Genomic DNA, 17,920 nt, shown 5'->3' on the forward strand with positions numbered 1-17,920 from the left:
GCGGGGCGAGGCCGCGCCCACCGACGGGTGATTCCGCCGGACGGAGCAGCGTCCGTGGATAGCTGGAGGCACCGCACAGCTGCACCACCACTCCACCACCGCGAAAGGAATCCCGTGCGCATCCGCCACGCCCTCGGCACCGCCGTCTCCGTGCTCCTGCTGTCCACCGTCGCCTCCGCCCCCGCGGCGCACGCCGCGAACGGCACCCTGACCGTGGACTACTCGCGCTGCAGAGCGGGCACCGGCATCCCCGGGGTGGCCTGCTACCGCGAGGACGTGAGCAGGACCGAGAAGGACCCGCAGGACGGCAAGTGCTTCAGCCTCCTCACCGAGAACCGCGCGAAGATCCGCAAACTCACCAACGGCACCAACCGGACCGCCGTCTACTACACGGACCGCCACTGCACCCGCGGCGCCCGCGCCCTCGCCCCCGGCCGCTCCCTGACCAACCCCCCGGTCCGCAGCGTGCGCTACCCGATCTGACGCCGCCCCTCCTGCCCCGGCCGCAGGGGAACGGGGGAGGATGGTCCCCATGACCATGATCACTCTCGTCCGGGGCGACATCACCGAACAGCACGTCGACGCCGTCGTCAACGCCGCGAACTCCTCCCTCCTCGGAGGCGGCGGCGTCGACGGCGCCATCCACCGCAAGGGCGGCCCCGCGATCCTCTCCGCCTGCCGCGACCTGCGCGCCTCCCACTACGGCAAGGGCCTCCCCACAGGCAAGGCCGTCGCCACCCCGGCGGGCAACCTCCCGGCCCGGTGGGTGATTCACACGGTGGGCCCGGTGTGGTCGGCGGAGGAGGACCGCTCGGAGCTGCTGGCGTCCTGCCACCGCGAGTCGCTGAGGGTCGCGGACGAACTGGGCGCGAAGACGGTCGCGTTCCCGGCCATCTCGACGGGCGTCTACAGGTGGCCCGTCGAGGACGCGGCCCGCATCGCCGTCGAGACGGTGAGGCGGACGGAGACGAACGTGCAGGAGGTCCGCTTCGTCCTCTTCGACGACGTAGCGTACGAAGCCTTCGTGTCGCAGGCGCGCTGACGCACCCCTCCGTCCGGAGCGTTTACTGACGCCCGGGAAACACGTCTGCGTCTGCTGCCCGACGCCCTGGCCCCGATCCGCTCAGCGTGACCGGAACGGACGTGACGGTGTTCCGCCAACGCGCCTGCCCTGGCGGTAAGTTCAAAGGCGGAGGCGCACCGTGAACTCTCAGATTGCCGCGTTCATTCACGATCTCACCTTCACGGACCTGCCCGAGAAGGTGGTACACCAAGCCCGGCGCTGCCTGCTCGACCTCGTGGGCGTCGCCGCGTCGGGCGCGCAGACGGTGCTGTCGGCGAAGATCTACCACCACGCCGCCCGGTATCACCGCACGGACGGCCCCCAGGCGCGTCTCCTCTTCGACGGTCGCGGGGTCGGACCGCCGGGGGCGGCGCTCGCCAACGCCGCCACCATAGACAGCGTCGACGGGCACGATGGGCACCGGCTCACCAAGGGCCACGCCGGTGCCGCCGTCCTGCCCGCCGCACTCGCCTTCCTCGACTCCGGCGCCACCGCCACTGCCACTGCCCGCGAGCTGACCACCAGCCTTGCACTCGGCTACGAGATCGCGACACGAGCCGGGATCCACCTGCACGCCTGCGCGGCCGACTACCACAGCTCGGGAGCCTGGAACGCCCTGGGAGCCGCCGCAATCGGCGCCCGGATCCTCCGTCTCGGCGGGGACGCCACCGCGCACGCGCTCGGAATCGCCGAATATCACGCCCCCAGGTCTCCGATGATGCGGTGCATCGACCACCCCACCATGGTCAAGGACGGCTCCGCGTGGGGAGCCCTCGCCGGGGTCTCGGCGGCCCTGCTGGCCCACGACGGTTTCACCGGAGCACCGGCGGCACTGGCCGCCTCGGGCACTGAGGACGGAACCGATGTCTGGGCTGACCTGGGCCGCAGATGGCTGATCCTCGATCAGTACTTCAAACCCTTCCCGGTCTGCCGATGGGCGCACCCGGCCGTACAGGCCACCCTCGACATAGTGAGGGAGTACGGCACCAAACCCGGACAGATCGACCGGGTTGTCGTGACCACTTTCCATCCGGCCACGAGGCTGACGTCCAGGACACCCCGCACCACCGAGGAAGCCCAGTACAGCCTCCCCTATGCCGTCGCGGCCGCTGCCGTTCACAGGGAAGTGACCCCGCACATGGTGATGCAGCCGCACCACGCCGACGAGCACATGCACAGGCTGGCTTCCAGCATGCGAATCCGCGAATCGGCCGCCATGACGAGGGCCTTCCCCGCAACGCGCCAAGCCGATGTCTGTCTGATCCTTACTGACGGGAACCGCCTGCGGTCGGGGCCGACGGCCGCGACCGGAGACCGCGAAGAACCCCTGTCCGACGCTGCCCTGGAGGCCAAGTTCCTCACCTCGGTCGTGCCGGTGACCGGCAAGGAGCACGCCACCGGACTCCTGGCGGCTTTACGTGACGTCGAGAATCACGACCTCCGTGAGGTCCTCGATGCGCTGTTCCTGCCTGCCGCGCCGACTGCGACTGGATGACGAAGACCACCGGGCCGAGGGCACCTGCGTCGTGCGCTGAGGTTCCGCAGCGAGGCCGTGCCGGCCCGGCGCCGGGCCCGGGCCGGCAGCGCGGCCCTGCGCGGCGTGCCCCGGCGGGACTCGGGGGTGCGGTCGGCAGGTGCCGGCTCGTAGGCTGCGGGTATGAACGAGATCCAGGCCCTGACGCCTTCCGAAGCCTTCGAGCTGCTGCTGGCCGGTAACCGGCGCTTCGTCGCGGGCACCCCCGAACACCCGAACCAGGACGCCGTCCGCCGCGCCGAGATCGCGCCGGGCCAGCAGCCCTTCGCGGTGCTGTTCGGGTGCTCCGACTCCCGCCTGGCCGCCGAGATCATCTTCGACCGGGGCCTGGGCGACCTGTTCGTGGTGCGCACCGCCGGGCATGTCGCCGGTGCGGAAGTGCTCGGATCCATCGAGTTCGGCGTGAGCGTCCTCGATGCGCCGCTGGTCGTCGTCCTCGGCCACGACTCGTGCGGCGCCGTCGCCGCGGCCTGCTCCGCCCTGGAGAACGGGAAGACGCCGGGCGGTTTCGTCCGTGACGTCGTCGAACGGGTGACCCCGAGCGTGCTGGCAGCCCGTGCCGCCGGACGCGACCAGGCCGACGAGATCCTGGCCGAGCACATAGAGCACACCGTGGACCTGCTGCTCGAACGCTCCCGCGTCCTGGCCGAGCGGGTGGCCGCCGGACAGGCCGCCGTGGTGGGCCTGTCCTACCGCCTGGCCGACGGCAGCGCGCAGCTCATAGCGTCCCGCGGCCTCGACGTGGCGGCCCCCACCGCATCCTGACCGCTTCGACCGCCGGCGGTCACGGGGAGAGCCGGGGGCCCGCGGCGCGGCGGAGCCGGTTGGCGATCGCGAGGCCCAGGCCCTCTTCGGCTGGCAGGGAGGCGACGATGAGGTCGCATCCTTGCTGGTCGAGCTCGCGCAGGAACCCGTACAGCCCGCGCGCGTAGGCGTCCGGCGCAGCGGGGACAGGCACGACGGCGTGCGCCTTGACCGGAGCGTCGGCGAAGGCGGGGGGAAGAAGGATGCCCACCCGGTGTCCGAGCTGCTGCGCGCGCTCGGCTTCGGCGACGGCCTGCTCAGGCTCGGCCAGGACGACCCGTGCGCGGGGCGCGTAGTGGGAGGGGTGCTGGCCCGGCACCCGGACGTGGCTGGTGGAGGGGAGGGCGACCGGGCGGCCCAGTACCGCTTCGATCTCCTCGCGGGTGACTCCGCCGGGCCGCAGGATGCCCGGGGCGTCGCCCGTGACATCGACGATGGTCGACTCGACGCCGACGCCGCAGGGGCCGCCGTCCAGCACGAAGTCGACGGTGTCACCGAGCTCCGCCCGGACGTGCTCTGCCGTGGTGGGGCTGACCGAGCCGAAACGGTTCGCGGAAGGAGCCGTGATGCCGCCGCCGAAGGCCGCGAGCAGAGCGAGCGCGGCGGGGTGGTCGGGCACGCGCACCGCCACCGTCTCCAGCCCACCCGTGGCTTCCAGGGGCACCCGCCGTCCGCGGCGCAGGACCAGCGTCAGCGGTCCCGGCCAGAAGTGTCCGGCCAGCAGGCGCGCGGTCGCGGGCACCTCCTCGACCCAGTCGTCCAGCTGGTCCGCGCCGCCGATGTGGACGATCAGCGGGTGGGTGGGCGGCCGCCCCTTTACCTGGAAGATCCGCGCGACCGCCGCAGGATCCTCGGCGTTGGCGCCCAGACCGTAGACGGTTTCCGTCGGCAGGGCCACCAGGCCCCCGGCGCGCAGCACCTCGGCCGCCTTCTCAATGACACGGGTTACTACCATCACTCTCGCGATTCTCCCACTGCCGCGGGTGCCGCCACCTCCGCAGGTCCGTCGCGGTGGGGTGCGCGCCCGGTCAGGTGGGCGGTGATGCGGCGGGCGGCGAAGGCGGTGCCGGCGACGAAGCGGAGCATGGGGCCGAAGGTGGGGGCTGCCAGTGAGCCGGTGAAGTACAGGGCCGGGAAGGAAGACTCGAACGCGCCGGTCAGGCGGGGGGCCTGCGAGCCGGGGACGCGGTCGAGCCGGTGGCGCAGGTCCGGCGAGAGGAACGTGAGGGCTTTCAGGTCGAGGCGGTAGCCGGTGGCGGCCAGGAGATGGTCGACGCACAGCTTCTGCGGGCCTTCCCCCGCGCCCGCCAGCGTCAGATGCGCCTGCCCGCCGCGGAGGTGGGCGTGGGTGATGCGGCGGGAGCAGTGCACGGGCAGGACGCCTTCGACGCGTTCGCGCAGCCACCATCCACCCGACGGTCCCAGGGCACGCCGGTGGAGCAGGAGCCGGGCAGGAGCCGGCAAGCGGCGTACCGCGTGGGGCGCGTGGCAGACGGTCGCCAGGGCCCAGCCGGTGCCGAGGGGTGATGACGGCTTGATGAGCCGCTGCAGCACAGGGCGGTGGAGGACCGGGGTGTCGCCCCAGCGAATCCGGGGACCGCGGACCAGGACACGGACGTCGGCGCCTGCTTCGTGCAGAAGTGCCGCGCTTTCCAGGGCGGACTGCCCGCCGCCGAGCACGGCCACGCGCCGTCCCGCGTAGCGCGAGAGGTCGGTGTGCTGGCTGGTGTGCGACAGCACGGCATCGGGCCCGGGTCCGTCCGGTGCCAGATGACGGAGCCCGGGAGGAACGTGGGCGAGGGCGCCCAGCCCCGTGGCCACGACCACGGCCGCCGCGTCGATCTCCTCGCCACCCTCCAGACAGACCCGGTAGCCGGTGCGGGAGCGCTCGACGGTCCGCACGGGGGTGTTCTCCACCTCGCCGACGTATCGCTCGGTGAACCACAGGCCGTACCGGACGAAGGTCGTGCACGGGATGGGCGTCAGCTCCGTCAGCACGCTCTCACCCACCGCCCGGCAGAAGTCGGCCAGCGTCCCCCCGGGCACCGGCGCGGACAGGTCCGTCGCCTGCGGTGTCGACTTCAGAAACATGCCCGTGGCCATGGCGTGCCGCCAACTGCCCATGACCTCACCGAAGACGCGTACCTCCACCCCCACGGCACGCAGATGCGCGGTGACCGACAGGCCGTACGGCCCCGCACCGATCACCACCACAGGACCATGCCGCCCCGGCCCGCGCAGCGCACGGCGCGACGAAACCACCTGCGTCATCCAACCCCCCGACCCTTTGACTCACGCTCTCCCCGGACGTGGACAGACCGGGTTGGACGCATACGCTCAGAATGCCGCATACGCCCTCTCCCGAAGGTCCAGTGTGCCCTCGGACGGGAGCGCTCTGCCGGACTATCGGCAGACGCGCACCGACTTTCCGGACCGGGCAGGAACCAAGGGCCCGGTGACCGCACAGGCGGCGCCCACGACGCAGGCTCGGCCTCCCGCCGGTCAAGCAGCCGGCCGGCGTCCCGTCAGCTTCGGCGTACAGCCAACCGCTCGATACCGGGGCGCAGCGGGCAATCAGCGCAACCGGCCATGATCCCCCCTTGAGCGCTCTTACCAATCCTGTGCGCCAACCTCAACTGCTGTTCCAGGAATTGGCTGGTTATGATCGGCACCCACTCCGGAACGGCAGGGCGTCACCGTCGCTGCTGCGTGTGACGAGGACTGATGACCCCCACAGGATCCGAAGACCCGGGCGAGCCGGTACGAAGAAGCCGACGACGGCCCGTGCGCCTGCGCACCCTCCTCGTCTGGCTCGCGGTGGTGCCCGCCGTGGCGATGGGCGTTCAGGTCCTCATCAGCTCCGACCGGTCCGTGCAGGAGTTCCGGCACCTGCGCAAGGACGTGGCGGCAGGCCGGCAGACCGGCGTACCTCTGTATCAGCTCATGACCAGCCTCCAGGCCGAGCGCGCGATCACCGCCGCATGGTGGGCGGGCATGCCCGTCTCCGGCGCCGAGCTGCACGACCGCCGGGCCGGCACGGACCGGGCCGTGGCCGTCTTCATGAAGTCGTCGGACCCCGCTCAGCTCCACTCCGACCGGGCCCAGGACCGCCTCCGCGACGTCGCGGGGCGGCTGGCCGAGCTGGGCGCCCAGCGCGAACGCGCCGACGCACGCCACGGCAGCCCGGACCGTACCGTCGACTACTACACCGACCTGATCAGCGGAACGATCCGGTGCTACGGAGACTTCAGCCACGTCGACGACGGCGGGCTCACGCAGGAGACGACATCGCTCGTGGCCCTGTTCTCGGCAGCGGAGGCGGTGGCCCGCGAGGACTCCATCCTCGCGCTGGCGGGACCTTCCGGAAAGCTGACGCCCACCAGGTTCCGTGAATTCGTCGAGGCCGTCGGCGCGAGCGACTACCTGTACGACACGGTCAGCCGCGATCTCCCCCTCGACGACCAGGACGCCCTCCAGCGGATCCTCACCTCGACCGCCTGGCAGACCAAGTCCCGCATCGAGAAGGCGGTCATCTCCGAGCACCAAGACGTCCTCTCCGGTGTCGTGCTGCCGCCGGAGGTCAGCGACTGGCGGGCTGCCCACACCACCTTCTCCGCCCAGCTGAACACCCTGGACGAGAGCGAGCTGCAGGAGCTGCTCGCCCACGCCGACGACCGGGCGGCGCAGCTGGAGGACGAGGTCGTCGTGCTGGTGGCCGCCAGTGGTGCCGCCCTCCTGCTGGTCGTCGCCGTCGTGGTCTTCACCACCCGTTCGGTCCTGCGCCGCCTGCGCTCCCTCCACGACCGCACGGTGGTGGTCGCCGAGCAGACCCTGCCGGAGATCGTGGACCGCCTCCAGCGCGGAGAGGCCGCCGGCACCGGCGCACTGCCGCAGCCCGGGGGCGAACAGGACGAGGTCGGACGGATCAGCGACGCCTTCGCCCGCGTCGTCGCCGTCTCCGTCGAGGGCCACCGGACGCTCGCCGACGAGCGCCACGGCTTCGGCGTGTTCGCCTCCGGCATCGCCGCACGCACCGGGAACCTGGTCAGCCGGCAGCTCGCCCTCACCGAGCACATCCAGGACACGTTCGGGCAGGACGAGGCGCTCCTCGCCGAGCTCATGAGGTCCGATCAGCTCACGGTGGGCATGCGGAGGCAGATCGAGAACCTGCTCATCCTGGCGGGCGGCGAGATTCCCGACCCCCACATGGAGCCCATGCGCATCGCCGACCTGCTGCGGGAGGCGGCCGCCGAGGTCGAGGACTTCCGGCGCATCGACCGGCACGCCATGGACGAGGCCTGTGTGGAGGCCGGCGTGATCAGCCAGCTCAGCCACCTCCTGGCGGAGCTGCTGGACAACGCCACGCGCTTCTCTCCGCCGACGGCGAGGGTCGCGATCCGCTCGGAACTGGTGGGCGACGGCCTCTGCATCGAGATCGAGGACCGCGGCCCGCGGGTGACCGCCGAGAGGTACGAGGAGATGAACGGCCGGCTGCACTCGGCCCCGCCGTACTCCGTACTGGCCCGGAACGCGCACCGGCTCGGCCTCTTCGTGGTCGGCCACCTCGCCGACCAGCTGGGGGCGACGGTCACGCTGCGCCGGTCGGCGTTCGGCGGGACGTCCGCCGTGGTGATCGTCCCGGGCGAGCACCTCGTCCCGGCCCGGGAGGGCAAGGAGGGCAAGGAGGACACGGTGGTGCGCGGGCCGGCGAAGGAGCCCGCGCCCGTACTGCAGCCCGTACCGCCGCGGTCCGTGCCGCAGTCCGCCGAGGAGCGGTGGCCGAGGCTCGTCCCGCAGAAACGATCCGGCGATCCGGCGGACGCCTCTGCCTCCGCCTCACCCTCCGCCCCCGCCTCCGGCACGCCGGCCCTGCCGCGCCGCCCGCGCAAGGAGCAGGCGCACAAGGAGCAGGCAGGACAGGCCGGGACCAGCGCGGCGGAGGCACCGCCCCCGTCCGGCTCCGCTGACCTCCCCGGCCGGCCGGCCCTCCCCGAGCGCGTCCCGCAGACCCACCTGACCCGGCGGCTCCGCGAGCCGCGTGAGGCCGAACCGGTGGGCCGGGACGCCGCCACGCCCGAAGAGGTGGCCGACGCCTGGGCGGACTACGAAGACGGCACCAGGCAAGTGGAACTCGAACTCGGACAGGACCAGCCATGACGACGACACAGAACGATGCGATCTACAGCATCCTGGACAACAACCTGAGCAGGATCGCGGGGATCCAGGGGGCCGTCCTCCTCTCCAACGACGGCATCAAACTCAGCGCCTACATGCTGGAGCGCGACCAGGCCGAACGCGTGGCCGCGGCGGCCTCCGGCATCGCGTCCACCATGAAGGCCGTCTCGCGGGAGATCGACGGCGGCGGAGTGGTCCGCCAGCTCGTCGAGATGGAAGAGCGGTACCTGTGCCTCGTCGGCTGCGGATCGGGCAGCACGCTGATCGTGGTGGCCTCCCGCAAGGCACGGCTCGGGGAACTGGGCGGCGAGACCGTCCGCGCCGCGCAGGCGCTCGGCGAATGGCTGGACACCCCCGAACGCTCCCAGGCGCCCGCCTCGTCATGATGGCCGACCCCCGGCCCGGACGGCGCCGGCCGCGGCTGTACGCCCTCACCGACGGGCGTACAGCCGCCTCCCGCCACGGCCTGACGATGGACACCGTGATCACGGCGGACGCCGGCGCCGGCGACGGTCACGGCAGCCTGCCCACGGAGTGGCGGGAGATCCTCGCCATGTGCCCGCCGCCGGGCGGACGGGCGGTCGCCGAGATCGCCGCCCGGATGCGGATGCGCCTGACTCCCATGGTGGTCCTGCTCGGCGAGATGCTGGAGCGCGGTCTGATCCGCCACCGGCCACCGCTGGACGCCTCCGAGACCTCCAATGTCCACTTGCTCATGAAAATCAGGGACAACCTTGCCCGCCTCTGACACCACCGGCACCTCCGGCACTGCCGCCACTGCCGACACCTCCGCGCCGGAAGCGTCCCCCGTCAAGATCCTCATCGCCGGGGGGTTCGGAGTCGGCAAGACGACTCTGGTGGAAGCGATCTCCGAGATCGATCCGCTGCGCACCGAGGAGCGCCTGACGTCCGCGGGCGTCGGGGTCGACGACCTCGACGGCATCGAGGGCAAGACGGCCACCACGGTCGCGATGGACTTCGGCCGCATCACCCTCACCGACGCCGGAGTGGTCCTCTACCTCTTCGGCACACCGGGCCAGGAACGCTTCTGGTTCATGTGGGACGACCTGCTCTCCGGGGCGCTCGGGGCGGTCGTCCTGGCCGACACCCGGAGGCTGGACCGCAGCTTCCCCGCGATCGACTTCTTCGAGAGCCGCGGACTGCCGTTCATCGTCGGCGCGAACTGCTTCAACGGCGAGCAGCCGTACACCGTCGAGGAGATCAGGGCGGCCCTGCACCTGAAGGATCCGGACACCCCGGTCCTCCTGCTCGACGCCCGCTCCCGGGAGGATGTCCGCGGCTGCCTGCTCGCGCTGCTGGACCGGCTCATCACCCGGGCGCGCGTCACCGCGCCCGCCGGCCTTCCCGACCGGGCCCGGAGCTGACAGCGGCTGCCGCCACCCTCGCCGTCGCCTGAGCAGGGGACCGCCCGCGCCGCAACTTCGGGCCGCTTCGCGCCGTTTGCCGGGCATGAAGGAAGTGCGACGGCCCCGGGCCCACACAGCGGCGCAGCGGATCACGACGGACACGAAGGATGCGAAGGACGCGAAGGACAAGGGGAACACGGAGAGCGCCGCGCCCGCGCCGGCCGGGGGCGGTGCCTGATGCCCGAGCCCTCGGACCCGCAGGACGCCGCCGCGGAACAACCGCTCGTCTCGCCGGTCAGCTCGCACAACGAGTGGGACCCGCTGGAGGAAGTCATCGTCGGGCGCCTCGAAGGCGCGACGATCCCCTCCGGCCATCCGGTCGTGGGCTGCAACCTCCCGCCCTGGGCGGCGCGGCTGCAGGGACTCGCCGCCGGCCGCAGGTATCCGCGGATGCTGGTGGAGCGCGCGCAGCAGGAGCTCGACCAGTTCGTCGCGCTCCTGCAGTCCCTCGGGGTCACGGTCACCCGCCCGCAGGCGGTCGACAACAGGCGCCGCTTCGGCACGCCGGACTGGTCGTCGCAGGGCTTCTGCAACGCTTGCCCGCGCGACAGCATGCTCGTGGTCGGTGACGAGATCATCGAGACCCCGATGGCATGGCCGTGCCGGTACTTCGAGACGCATCCCTACCGCGAGGTCCTCAAGGACTACTTCCGGCGGGGTGCGCGCTGGACGGCCGCGCCGAAGCCGCAGCTGACCGACGACCTGTTCGTCGCGGACTTCCGTGTCCCCGGGCCCGGTGAGCCGGTGCGCCGCATCCTCACCGAGTTCGAGCCGGTCTTCGACGCCGCGGACTTCATGCGCGCCGGACGCGACCTGTTCGTCACGCGCAGCAACGTCACCAACCGCATGGGCATCGACTGGCTGCGCCGCCATCTCGGGCCGCGGTACCGCGTCCACGAGATCGAGAGCCGCTGCCGTACGCCCATGCACATCGACACGACGTTCGTCCTGCTCGCCCCCGGCAAGGTGATGGTCAACCCCGAGTACGTCGACGCCGACCGCCTGCCCGCGGTGCTGCGGTCCTGGGACGTCCTCGTCGCGCCCGAGCCCGACCCGATCGAGGATCGCCTGCTCAAGTTCGCCTCGATGTGCGGCAAGTGGCTCAGCATGAACGTGCTCATGATCGACGAGGAGCGGGTGATCGCGGACCGGCACCACACCGGCATGCTCCGCGCGCTCAAGAAGTGGGGATTCGAGCCGATCCCGTGCGACCTGCTGCACTACGCACCGTTCGGCGGGTCCTTCCACTGCGCGACGCTCGACGTCCGGCGCCGCGGCACGCTCGAATCGTACGCCGGCTGACGGGGCGAATGGGGCGCGGTGCCGCCGGAGGACGCCGGTTCACCTGACGCGTCAGCTGCCGGTGCGGCGGAGTCCGAGCCGTGGCTGGAGGGTGAGGCACAGTCCGGCGACGGCCCGGTCCGGGGTGATGGGCCACGGGCACGGCTGGTTCTGGGCGATCCCCCTGCACGACCGCACCCTCAGCGTGGGCCTGGTGACCGACAAGGCGTCGTTCGCCGCCGCGCACGCCACGGCGGGAGGCACGGACGCGCTCTACGCCGGCCGGATCGGTGGCCGGGCAGGGAGAACACGCCGATCGCGCCGTCGGGCGCGCCCTCGATCGCCCGGGCGCCCCGCCAGTACTCCCACGACGCCTCCACCGCGCGGCCTTCCCGGAAGGCGATCCGCCGGACGCCGGCGCCCTCCCGCACCCGCGCGCCCTGCTCCCGCGCGTGGTCCAGCAGTGCCGCGTCGAAGCCGGCGCGCGGCACCTGGAAGCTGTACGGAGCCTGCTGCCCCAGCCCCTGGAAGGCCAGGGACCACTGCTGCCCGCCCCAGTCGTAGTACGCGCCCCGCTTGCGCACGAACCCCAGGGCCTCGACACGCTCGCGTGCGCCGAGGAGGTCCAGGAGCGGCAGCAGCGACGGCAGCAAGGACTCGCCGATGTGGTAGCGGGGAAAGCGCGCCCGCTCCAGCAGGACGACGTCCAGCCCCTGCCGCGCCAGCAGGGCCGCGGCCGTCGCCCCGGCCGGGCCGCCGCCCACCACCAGGACCTCCGCCGAAGCGGCGGGCTGCTCGTGCATGGAACCTCCCCGGTCACGGAGGCGAACGCGGCCGCGTCCAGTGAAACGCACCGCGCCGCGGCCCGGACAGACCGCATCCGGACCGCCGGTGCCGCCGCGGGTCACAGCGCGGTGCCCGGGGCGGGTGCGGACGCGTGTTCCTTTACCCTCGTGCAGTCGGGTCGTCCCACGCCTTACGGAGCACGATGGAATCTCGTACCGCCTCGGCCGGCGGGGCCGCCGGCCTCCTGCTGGAGGACTTCTCCCTCGAAATGACCGGCAAGGACGTCCCGGCCCTGCGGGAAGCCGCGCACCTCCTCCCCGCGGGCACGCGCGTCAACGTCACCTTCCTGGGCAACGAGGACCTGTCGATGCGGCTCACTGCCGCCCGCGCGGTGAAGACGCTCGGCTTCGAGCCCGTCCCGCACCTGTCGGCCCGCCGGATGCCCTCCCGCGCGGCGTTCGAAGAATTCCTCTCCCGGCTCCGGGCGGACGGCACGTCCGGGCAGGTGTTCGCGGTGGGCGGCGACCCGGCCGTGCCGGAGGGGCCGTACGAGGACGCCCTGGCGCTGATCCGGTCGGGGCTGCTGGAGCGCTACGGCGTCCGGCAGGCCGGCATCTGCGGCTACCCGGAGGGGCACCCGGCCATCACCGGCCCGCGGCTGTGGTCGGCGCTGGAGCAGAAGGCCGCCGCGCTCGCCGAGCGCGGCATACCCGGCCACATCATCACGCAGTTCGGCTTCGACCCGGATCCGGTCCTCGGATGGATCGAGGAGGCGCGGGAGCGCGGCATCCACCTGCCCGTCAGGATCGGTGTGCCCGGGCCTGCCGGGGTCCGCAGGCTGCTGGGCTACGCGGCCCGGTTCGGCGTCGGGACCAGCGCGGGCATCGCCCGCAAGTACGGCCTCTCCCTCACCCACCTCATGGGAACGGCCGGCCCGGACCGCTTCCTCCACGCCCTCGCCGAGGCCTACGACCCGCACCGGCACGGCGCCGTCAAGCTGCACTTCTACACTTTCGGCGGCCTGCGGGCCACCGCGGAGTGGGTGACAGGCTTCCGCGAGGCGAGCACGCCGGTCGCGTAGCGCAGCCCCGGCCCGGCGACCGGGGCCGAGCGCCTCGTCACACCCGGGTGATCGTCACGGTCGTCGGGCCGGAGGCGGAGGTGAGGCCCTGGGGGGTCAGGCAGGCGGTTTGCCGGGAGGCGAGCAGGGTCACCTCGGTGACGACTGCCGCCCCCTTGAACGCGCCGCCGGTGATGGTTCCCGTGCTCACGGTGACGATGTTTCCGTTCGGGCGTACGGCTGCCACGCTGCGGATCGAAGCGGTCGACGTCGCGCCGCCGGGGTGCCCGTGACGGGGGGACGCCTTCGCGGCCCCCTCGTCCTTCTTGCCGCCCCAGTGGAACGTAAGGGTGCCGCTCGCGGGCCCCAGGAGACAGGACAAGGTGCCGGCGGAGTCTCCGCCGAAGGTCGCGGAGGCGAACCTGCTGTCCGTCGAGAGAGGGCATCCGACGACCGCCCGGGACGTGATGGCGGTGGCTTTCGGTGCCAGGGTCAGCCCCGGTGCGTAGGAGGCGGCTACGGTGCCGGCGCACGTCAGGAGGACGCCGGCCGGCTCGTCGTCGGCATGTGCCGTCTGCGTCGTGGGCGTGAGCGCCGCCGCCATGACGGCGACCGCCGCGGCAAGTCTGCGGGCTTTGCGCGGTCCTGCGGTGTTCATGCAGTCCATGCGGTTCATGCGGTTCATGCGGTCCCCTTCTTCCTCGGGCCCTGGTTGTCAGGTGCGGTGAACGGTGACGGTGACGGTGCTCTGCTGCTGGTCCGCCGCCGTGTAGACACAGCCTTCGTTGCCGGCTCCGAAGGGGGTCAGGTCCACCAGGCTGCGGGTCAGGTGGGCCCCCTCGACGCGGACCTCTGCGAGGTCCGGGCAGGCGTCCAGCACGGCGGCGCCCAGGTGGTGGAAGGTGTGCTGACCGGAGCGGCTTGTGTGCTCGCTGAAGGCCTTGACGACGGCCTGTTCTGCGCGGGCACGGCACTTGCCGTGGCCGGTGTCCGTCCCGGAGTGCCGCCAGGTCACGTTCATCCGCGCGCCGAAGACCCGGTCGGTGAAGGTCTGCGTGGTGGTGTAGGCGTTGCGGGCGAAGCCCGCGAACGTCGCGCCGCCGGTCGTGAAGAGTTCCATGTTCAGCAGGCCGCTGCGTACGACGGGTTCGCCGTGGCGGGGGAGCGTGAGGTGCGTGTGATCCTGGTGGCGGGCGAGTGCGGAGAAGTGCTGGGCCGCGGACGGCGGCCGGTCGGAGGCGAGCGGGGCGAACTCGGTGGCGGTCAGCCGCACATCGGCGGTCAGGACGCACCGGTCGGCGGTGAGGAAGTGCTCGGCGAGCGCGAGCGCATAGGTTTCCGGCTCTGACGCGGTGTGCCGGGCGCCGAGCGCCAGTACGGAGTTGCTGATCGAACTCACGGGGATGAGACGGGTGTTGTCCCCGTCCCGGTAGACCTCGGGATGGTCCATCAGCAGGCGGATGTCCGCCCGGAACCGGCGTACCCGCTGCTGCGGCCCGGACCGGTCCACGAGGAGGAATTCGATTCCGCGTTCGCCGTAGGCGTGATCACCGATGGAATGGCCCATCGTTCTCCGTTCGGCTGGACGAGGCGTGCGCGAACGTGCCGCGGTCACCTTGGCAGGAGCCGCACGGGTGGTCAACGGGTCAGATGTAATGATGAAAATCCTATGAATCGTGATCCCGTTGGCCGGGCCGAGCCGGTCTGGACACCCGCGGAGCCGGCTGTCAGCCTGGACCGGTCAACGGGAGGACGGACGAAGGAATTCGCCGGATGACCGACGTCACGCCCTTGCCCGATGCGGTTCAGGTCGCCGTGGTCGGAGGCGGCCCGGTCGGTCTGCAATTGGCCGGGGAACTGGGCCTTCGGGGTATCAGCTGTGTCGTGCTCGAACGGGATGTCCGGCCGCCGCAGGCGACACGTGCACTTGTCCTGCATTCCCGTACCCTGGAATTCCTCGACATGCGCGGAAACGCCGAGCCGTTTGTCGCCCAAGGCCACCGCTACCGGCACTACCCCCTGGGTTCCGAAGGATCAGTCGCGCCTTTCTCCGGACTGAACAGCTCCTTTCCGTATGCACTCGCTCTGCCTCAGCACCGGACCACGGAGCTCCTGGAGGAGTACGCCCTCAAGAACGGCGCACTCATCGCGCGCGGCACGGAAGTCATCGGAATGCGGCAGGACGAGGAATGTGCCGAGCTGACCGTCCGGCGTCCGGGCGGCACGCGGCGGATACGCGCCGCCTACATCGCCGGATGCGACGGCGCCCGGAGCGCCGTGCGCCGGCTGTCGGGCATAGCCGCGTCGCGCACCGTGCACCCCTACGACGTCATCTCGGTCGACGCGCGGCTCGACTTCGAGCCGCAACAGCCGTGGAGCCGCTGGGGGCTGGACGGCATGGTGCTGCTCCTGCCGTTCGGCGACGGACGCTGGCGCGTCATCCTCTACCCCTACCGCGACCCCGGGGCCCGCGACGCCCGGGCCGGCGCCTTCGGCACACAGGCCGGCGCTTCCAGCACACGGGCCAACACCTTCGGCACACAGGCCGGCGCCTCCAGCACACAGGCCGGCTTCCGCGACGCGGCCCCGGTCCAGGAGCTGCTGTGCCGGATCGCGGGCCGCGAGCTCGCGCTGCGCGAGATCGAGTGGCTCAGCCGCTATCGCTGCGAGCACCGCCACGCGGCCCGGTACCGGCACCACCGCGTCGTGCTGGTGGGCGACGCCGCCCACGTTCACCCACCCACCGGCGGGCAGGGCCTCAATACGGGCCTGGCCGACGCCATGAGCCTGGGGTGGCGCCTCGCAGCGGCAGTCACGGAGCCTCGTCACGAGGTACTGCTGGACGCCTACGCCGAGGAACGGCGCCGCTCCGCCGCCCACGTCATGCGGCTCACCGCCGCCATGCTCCACTTCAACGCGCTGCCCTCGCCCTGGGGGCACGCACTGCGCGCCACCGTCCTCACCGCCCTTCGCCCACGCCTCCCGCGACGACGCCTCGCCGCGCTCCTGGCCGGTCTGCCGGAAAGCGCCACGCGGCGCGGAACGTGCATCCGCAGTGGCGCGGCAGCCCCTGACGTGCCGCTCCTGGTCACGGCAACCACCGCCCCCGGAAGGCTGTTCGAGGCGCTCAGGGCGGGCCACCACGTGCACCTGACCCCCGTCCACGGCACGCCGGACGCCCGGGCACCCGGCATCACGCTGCCCATGGTGACCGTCCGGTCCGCGGCCCGGCGGCAGCCGTGCATCGTCCGTCCGGACGGGCACTACCTGTGAGTCCCGGCGCACCGGACGGCGGCCGGGCCCCGGCAGAGGCGCCCGGCCGCGTACGGTACCTCGCCCCCTTCGCCTGCTACGCGGCGCTGCTCTGCGGGGCGCTCGCCATCGCCTCGGTCACGGCGGCCGTGCCCGCAGTCGCGGCCGACCTGGAGATGGGCGCCGTCCGGACCCAGTGGTTCGCCGCCGCCTATCAACTCACCTGCGGCCCCCTGCAGCTCGGGGTGAGCCACCTCGCCGACCAGTACGGTGCCCGCCGTATCCTGCTCGTCGCCTTGACCGCCTTCGCCGCGGCAAGCCTGCTGGCCGCCGCGGCCACCACCGCCGCCGTCCTCATTGCGGCCCGGCTGGTCCAGGGCATCGGTGGCGCTGCCCTCTCGCCCGTCAGCCTCGCCCTCCTGCTCACCCTGCGCCGGAGAACGGAACACGAGCCGCATGCCGTTGCGGGGTGGGTCTCCACCGCCGCCGCGGCCTCCTGCCTCGGGCCGGTAGCCGGTGGCCTGCTCACCGGCCTGCTGGACTGGCGGGCGGTTTTCGGTGCCCTCGCCCTCCTCGCGACCGTCAGTGCGGGCTGCGCCCTTCACGCACTCGGCGAAGCCGGACCCTCGGCAACACCGCCTCGGCAGCCTGTGGACATCGCCGGCATCACCCTGTGCACCGCGGCCGCCGTCACTGCGCTGATCGCGCTGACCGCTCCCACGGTCACCGCTTCCGCACCGGCACGGGCGTCGACGGGGCTGCTGACCGCCGCACTGACCGGTCTTCTCGTCTTCCGAACGCGACGTGGCCCTCAGAGCCCTCGGGGCGCCCTGGACGCCGGGTTGCTGCGACAGGCGACCACGCGCCGGGCGTTGCTCGTCCTGCTGGTGCTCTTCGGCGCGAACTCGGCCTTCACGTTCCTCACCTACTTCACCCTCACCCGCGCACACGGTCTGAGCCCGCTCTCGGCAGCGCTCATCGCCCTGCCTGCCGCGGTCCCCGCCGTCTTCACCGCCCGCCTGGCCGCCCAGCGGACCGGTGAACACCGCGACGGCTCACGCCTCATGCGAACCGGGCTTGTGTGCATCGCGGCCGGAATGCTCATCAGCGGCTGCGGACAGGGGCACCCCGCGCCGCTGTGGTTGCTCAGTGCCGCCTGCGCTTGCGTGGGATGCGGCCTGGGCCTGGCCAACGGCTCTGCCATGACCGTCGTCAGCCGCAGTCACGCGTCCCACCGCACCGCGCAATCGGCCGCAACGGCGACGACGTTCGCCATGCTCGGTGGCGCGACGGGGCCGGCGGCAGCAGGAGCCGCACTCGTCCTGGCCGGGCATCCTCCCCGCACCTGCGGGGCATCGGTCTGCGATGCGCTCGGCACGCCACCGGGCACCCAGCCGGCGGTTTCTCTCCTGGGACTGCTCACTGCGGCCGCGGCTTTCGCGCTGACGGGACGGCGACACGAAGGGAGGAGGAGGCAAGGTGACGAACCGCTTGCGTGAGCACTTCTGCGAGAACCGGCGGCGCCGGTTCCGTGCCGG

General features: G+C 72.2%; 17 protein-coding genes. 12 read left to right on the top strand and 5 right to left on the bottom strand.

Going from position 1 to position 17,920, the window contains the following annotated elements:
• Nucleotides 1-114 precede the first annotated feature (114 nt).
• The 4 genes from ACSNOH_RS03125 (at nucleotide 115) to ACSNOH_RS03140 (ending at nucleotide 3,362) form a co-directional block, all read left to right on the top strand.
• Nucleotides 115-483 carry a hypothetical protein gene (locus ACSNOH_RS03125; protein ID WP_436719603.1) on the top strand — a complete coding sequence of 123 codons (369 nt, stop codon included), beginning with the start codon at nucleotides 115-117 and terminating at the stop codon, nucleotides 481-483.
• A 49-nt stretch (nucleotides 484-532) separates the two neighbouring features.
• Nucleotides 533-1,042, top strand: a complete 510-nt coding sequence (locus ACSNOH_RS03130) for an O-acetyl-ADP-ribose deacetylase (protein ID WP_436719604.1) — start codon at nucleotides 533-535, stop codon at nucleotides 1,040-1,042.
• A 160-nt stretch (nucleotides 1,043-1,202) separates the two neighbouring features.
• Nucleotides 1,203-2,558 (top strand): MmgE/PrpD family protein, encoded by a 1,356-nt coding sequence (locus ACSNOH_RS03135; protein WP_436719605.1) that lies wholly within the window; start codon nucleotides 1,203-1,205, stop codon nucleotides 2,556-2,558.
• A gap of 162 nt (nucleotides 2,559-2,720) precedes the next feature.
• Nucleotides 2,721-3,362 (top strand): carbonic anhydrase, encoded by a 642-nt coding sequence (locus ACSNOH_RS03140; RefSeq protein ID WP_436719606.1) that lies wholly within the window; start codon nucleotides 2,721-2,723, stop codon nucleotides 3,360-3,362.
• 19 nt (nucleotides 3,363-3,381) lie between these two features.
• On the opposite strand, the gene ACSNOH_RS03145 is transcribed toward ACSNOH_RS03140, so the two are convergent.
• Together ACSNOH_RS03145 and ACSNOH_RS03150 are read right to left on the bottom strand one after the other, a co-directional pair.
• A complete protein-coding gene (locus ACSNOH_RS03145) occupies nucleotides 3,382-4,356 on the bottom strand; it encodes an L-threonylcarbamoyladenylate synthase (RefSeq protein WP_436719607.1) in 975 nt (324 codons plus the stop codon).
• Complete coding sequence (locus tag ACSNOH_RS03150) at nucleotides 4,356-5,612, bottom strand: NAD(P)-binding domain-containing protein (protein ID WP_436719608.1); 1,257 nt, start codon at nucleotides 5,610-5,612, stop codon at nucleotides 4,356-4,358. Before ACSNOH_RS03150 ends, ACSNOH_RS03145 begins: the two co-directional genes overlap by 1 nt.
• Nucleotides 5,613-6,185: 573 nt before the next feature.
• On the opposite strand from ACSNOH_RS03150, the gene ACSNOH_RS03155 reads away from it, so the two are divergent.
• The 5 genes from ACSNOH_RS03155 to ACSNOH_RS03175 all read left to right on the top strand — a co-directional run bounded on the left by ACSNOH_RS03155 (nucleotide 6,186) and on the right by ACSNOH_RS03175 (nucleotide 11,305).
• On the top strand, nucleotides 6,186-8,558 hold the full coding sequence (locus ACSNOH_RS03155; RefSeq protein ID WP_436719609.1) for a nitrate- and nitrite sensing domain-containing protein: 2,373 nt from the start codon (nucleotides 6,186-6,188) through the stop codon (nucleotides 8,556-8,558).
• Nucleotides 8,555-8,962 (top strand): roadblock/LC7 domain-containing protein, encoded by a 408-nt coding sequence (locus tag ACSNOH_RS03160; protein WP_436719610.1) that lies wholly within the window; start codon nucleotides 8,555-8,557, stop codon nucleotides 8,960-8,962. Before ACSNOH_RS03155 ends, ACSNOH_RS03160 begins: the two co-directional genes overlap by 4 nt.
• Nucleotides 8,959-9,324 (top strand): DUF742 domain-containing protein, encoded by a 366-nt coding sequence (locus ACSNOH_RS03165; protein WP_436719611.1) that lies wholly within the window; start codon nucleotides 8,959-8,961, stop codon nucleotides 9,322-9,324. The genes ACSNOH_RS03160 and ACSNOH_RS03165 overlap by 4 nt, the downstream gene beginning before the upstream one ends.
• Nucleotides 9,311-9,961 carry a GTP-binding protein gene (locus tag ACSNOH_RS03170; protein WP_436719612.1) on the top strand — a complete coding sequence of 217 codons (651 nt, stop codon included), beginning with the start codon at nucleotides 9,311-9,313 and terminating at the stop codon, nucleotides 9,959-9,961. Before ACSNOH_RS03165 ends, ACSNOH_RS03170 begins: the two co-directional genes overlap by 14 nt.
• Nucleotides 9,962-10,180: 219 nt before the next feature.
• Nucleotides 10,181-11,305: an amidinotransferase gene (locus ACSNOH_RS03175; protein WP_436719613.1), complete on the top strand. Its 1,125-nt coding sequence runs from the start codon at nucleotides 10,181-10,183 to the stop codon at nucleotides 11,303-11,305.
• Between the two features lie 179 nt (nucleotides 11,306-11,484).
• Here ACSNOH_RS03175 and ACSNOH_RS03180 read toward each other — a convergent pair whose 3' ends face one another.
• Nucleotides 11,485-12,087, bottom strand: coding sequence for an NAD(P)/FAD-dependent oxidoreductase (locus ACSNOH_RS03180; protein WP_436719614.1), 603 nt, complete (start codon nucleotides 12,085-12,087; stop codon nucleotides 11,485-11,487).
• Nucleotides 12,088-12,272: 185 nt separating this feature from the next.
• Here ACSNOH_RS03180 and ACSNOH_RS03185 point away from each other — a divergent pair, with 185 nt between their 5' ends.
• The gene (locus tag ACSNOH_RS03185) at nucleotides 12,273-13,151 is read left to right on the top strand and encodes a methylenetetrahydrofolate reductase (protein WP_436719615.1); all 879 of its coding nucleotides are present in this window, start codon (nucleotides 12,273-12,275) and stop codon (nucleotides 13,149-13,151) included.
• Between the two features lie 37 nt (nucleotides 13,152-13,188).
• Here the strand turns inward: ACSNOH_RS03185 and ACSNOH_RS03190 are convergent, their stop codons facing one another.
• Entirely contained in the window at nucleotides 13,189-13,815 is a 627-nt protein-coding gene (locus tag ACSNOH_RS03190; protein ID WP_436719616.1) for a hypothetical protein, read from the bottom strand.
• 30 nt (nucleotides 13,816-13,845) lie between these two features.
• The gene (locus ACSNOH_RS03195) at nucleotides 13,846-14,697 is read right to left on the bottom strand and encodes a hypothetical protein (protein ID WP_436719617.1); all 852 of its coding nucleotides are present in this window, start codon (nucleotides 14,695-14,697) and stop codon (nucleotides 13,846-13,848) included.
• A gap of 206 nt (nucleotides 14,698-14,903) precedes the next feature.
• Here ACSNOH_RS03195 and ACSNOH_RS03200 point away from each other — a divergent pair, with 206 nt between their 5' ends.
• Nucleotides 14,904-16,403 (top strand): FAD-dependent monooxygenase, encoded by a 1,500-nt coding sequence (locus ACSNOH_RS03200; RefSeq protein ID WP_436719618.1) that lies wholly within the window; start codon nucleotides 14,904-14,906, stop codon nucleotides 16,401-16,403.
• Nucleotides 16,400-17,881 (top strand): MFS transporter, encoded by a 1,482-nt coding sequence (locus tag ACSNOH_RS03205; RefSeq protein ID WP_436719619.1) that lies wholly within the window; start codon nucleotides 16,400-16,402, stop codon nucleotides 17,879-17,881. The genes ACSNOH_RS03200 and ACSNOH_RS03205 overlap by 4 nt, the downstream gene beginning before the upstream one ends.
• Nucleotides 17,882-17,920: the final 39 nt, after the last annotated feature.

Origin of the sequence: Streptomyces sp. URMC 127, from assembly GCF_051386535.1 — a bacterium.
GTDB lineage: Bacteria > Actinomycetota > Actinomycetes > Streptomycetales > Streptomycetaceae > Streptomyces.

What these genes read in the sequence shown, in the direction of transcription:
- ACSNOH_RS03130 (WP_436719604.1), top strand. Translation starts at nt 533, where the DNA reads ATGACCATGATCACTCTCGTCCGGGGCGACATCACCGAACAGCACGTC.
- ACSNOH_RS03140 (WP_436719606.1), top strand. Translation starts at nt 2,721, where the DNA reads ATGAACGAGATCCAGGCCCTGACGCCTTCCGAAGCCTTCGAGCTGCTG.
- ACSNOH_RS03145 (WP_436719607.1), bottom strand. Translation starts at nt 4,356, where the DNA reads ATGGTAGTAACCCGTGTCATTGAGAAGGCGGCCGAGGTGCTGCGCGCC.
- ACSNOH_RS03160 (WP_436719610.1), top strand. Translation starts at nt 8,555, where the DNA reads ATGACGACGACACAGAACGATGCGATCTACAGCATCCTGGACAACAAC.
- ACSNOH_RS03165 (WP_436719611.1), top strand. Translation starts at nt 8,959, where the DNA reads ATGATGGCCGACCCCCGGCCCGGACGGCGCCGGCCGCGGCTGTACGCC.
- ACSNOH_RS03175 (WP_436719613.1), top strand. Translation starts at nt 10,181, where the DNA reads ATGCCCGAGCCCTCGGACCCGCAGGACGCCGCCGCGGAACAACCGCTC.
- ACSNOH_RS03180 (WP_436719614.1), bottom strand. Translation starts at nt 12,087, where the DNA reads ATGCACGAGCAGCCCGCCGCTTCGGCGGAGGTCCTGGTGGTGGGCGGC.
- ACSNOH_RS03185 (WP_436719615.1), top strand. Translation starts at nt 12,273, where the DNA reads ATGGAATCTCGTACCGCCTCGGCCGGCGGGGCCGCCGGCCTCCTGCTG.
- ACSNOH_RS03190 (WP_436719616.1), bottom strand. Translation starts at nt 13,815, where the DNA reads ATGAACCGCATGAACCGCATGGACTGCATGAACACCGCAGGACCGCGC.
- ACSNOH_RS03195 (WP_436719617.1), bottom strand. Translation starts at nt 14,697, where the DNA reads ATGGGCCATTCCATCGGTGATCACGCCTACGGCGAACGCGGAATCGAA.
- ACSNOH_RS03200 (WP_436719618.1), top strand. Translation starts at nt 14,904, where the DNA reads ATGACCGACGTCACGCCCTTGCCCGATGCGGTTCAGGTCGCCGTGGTC.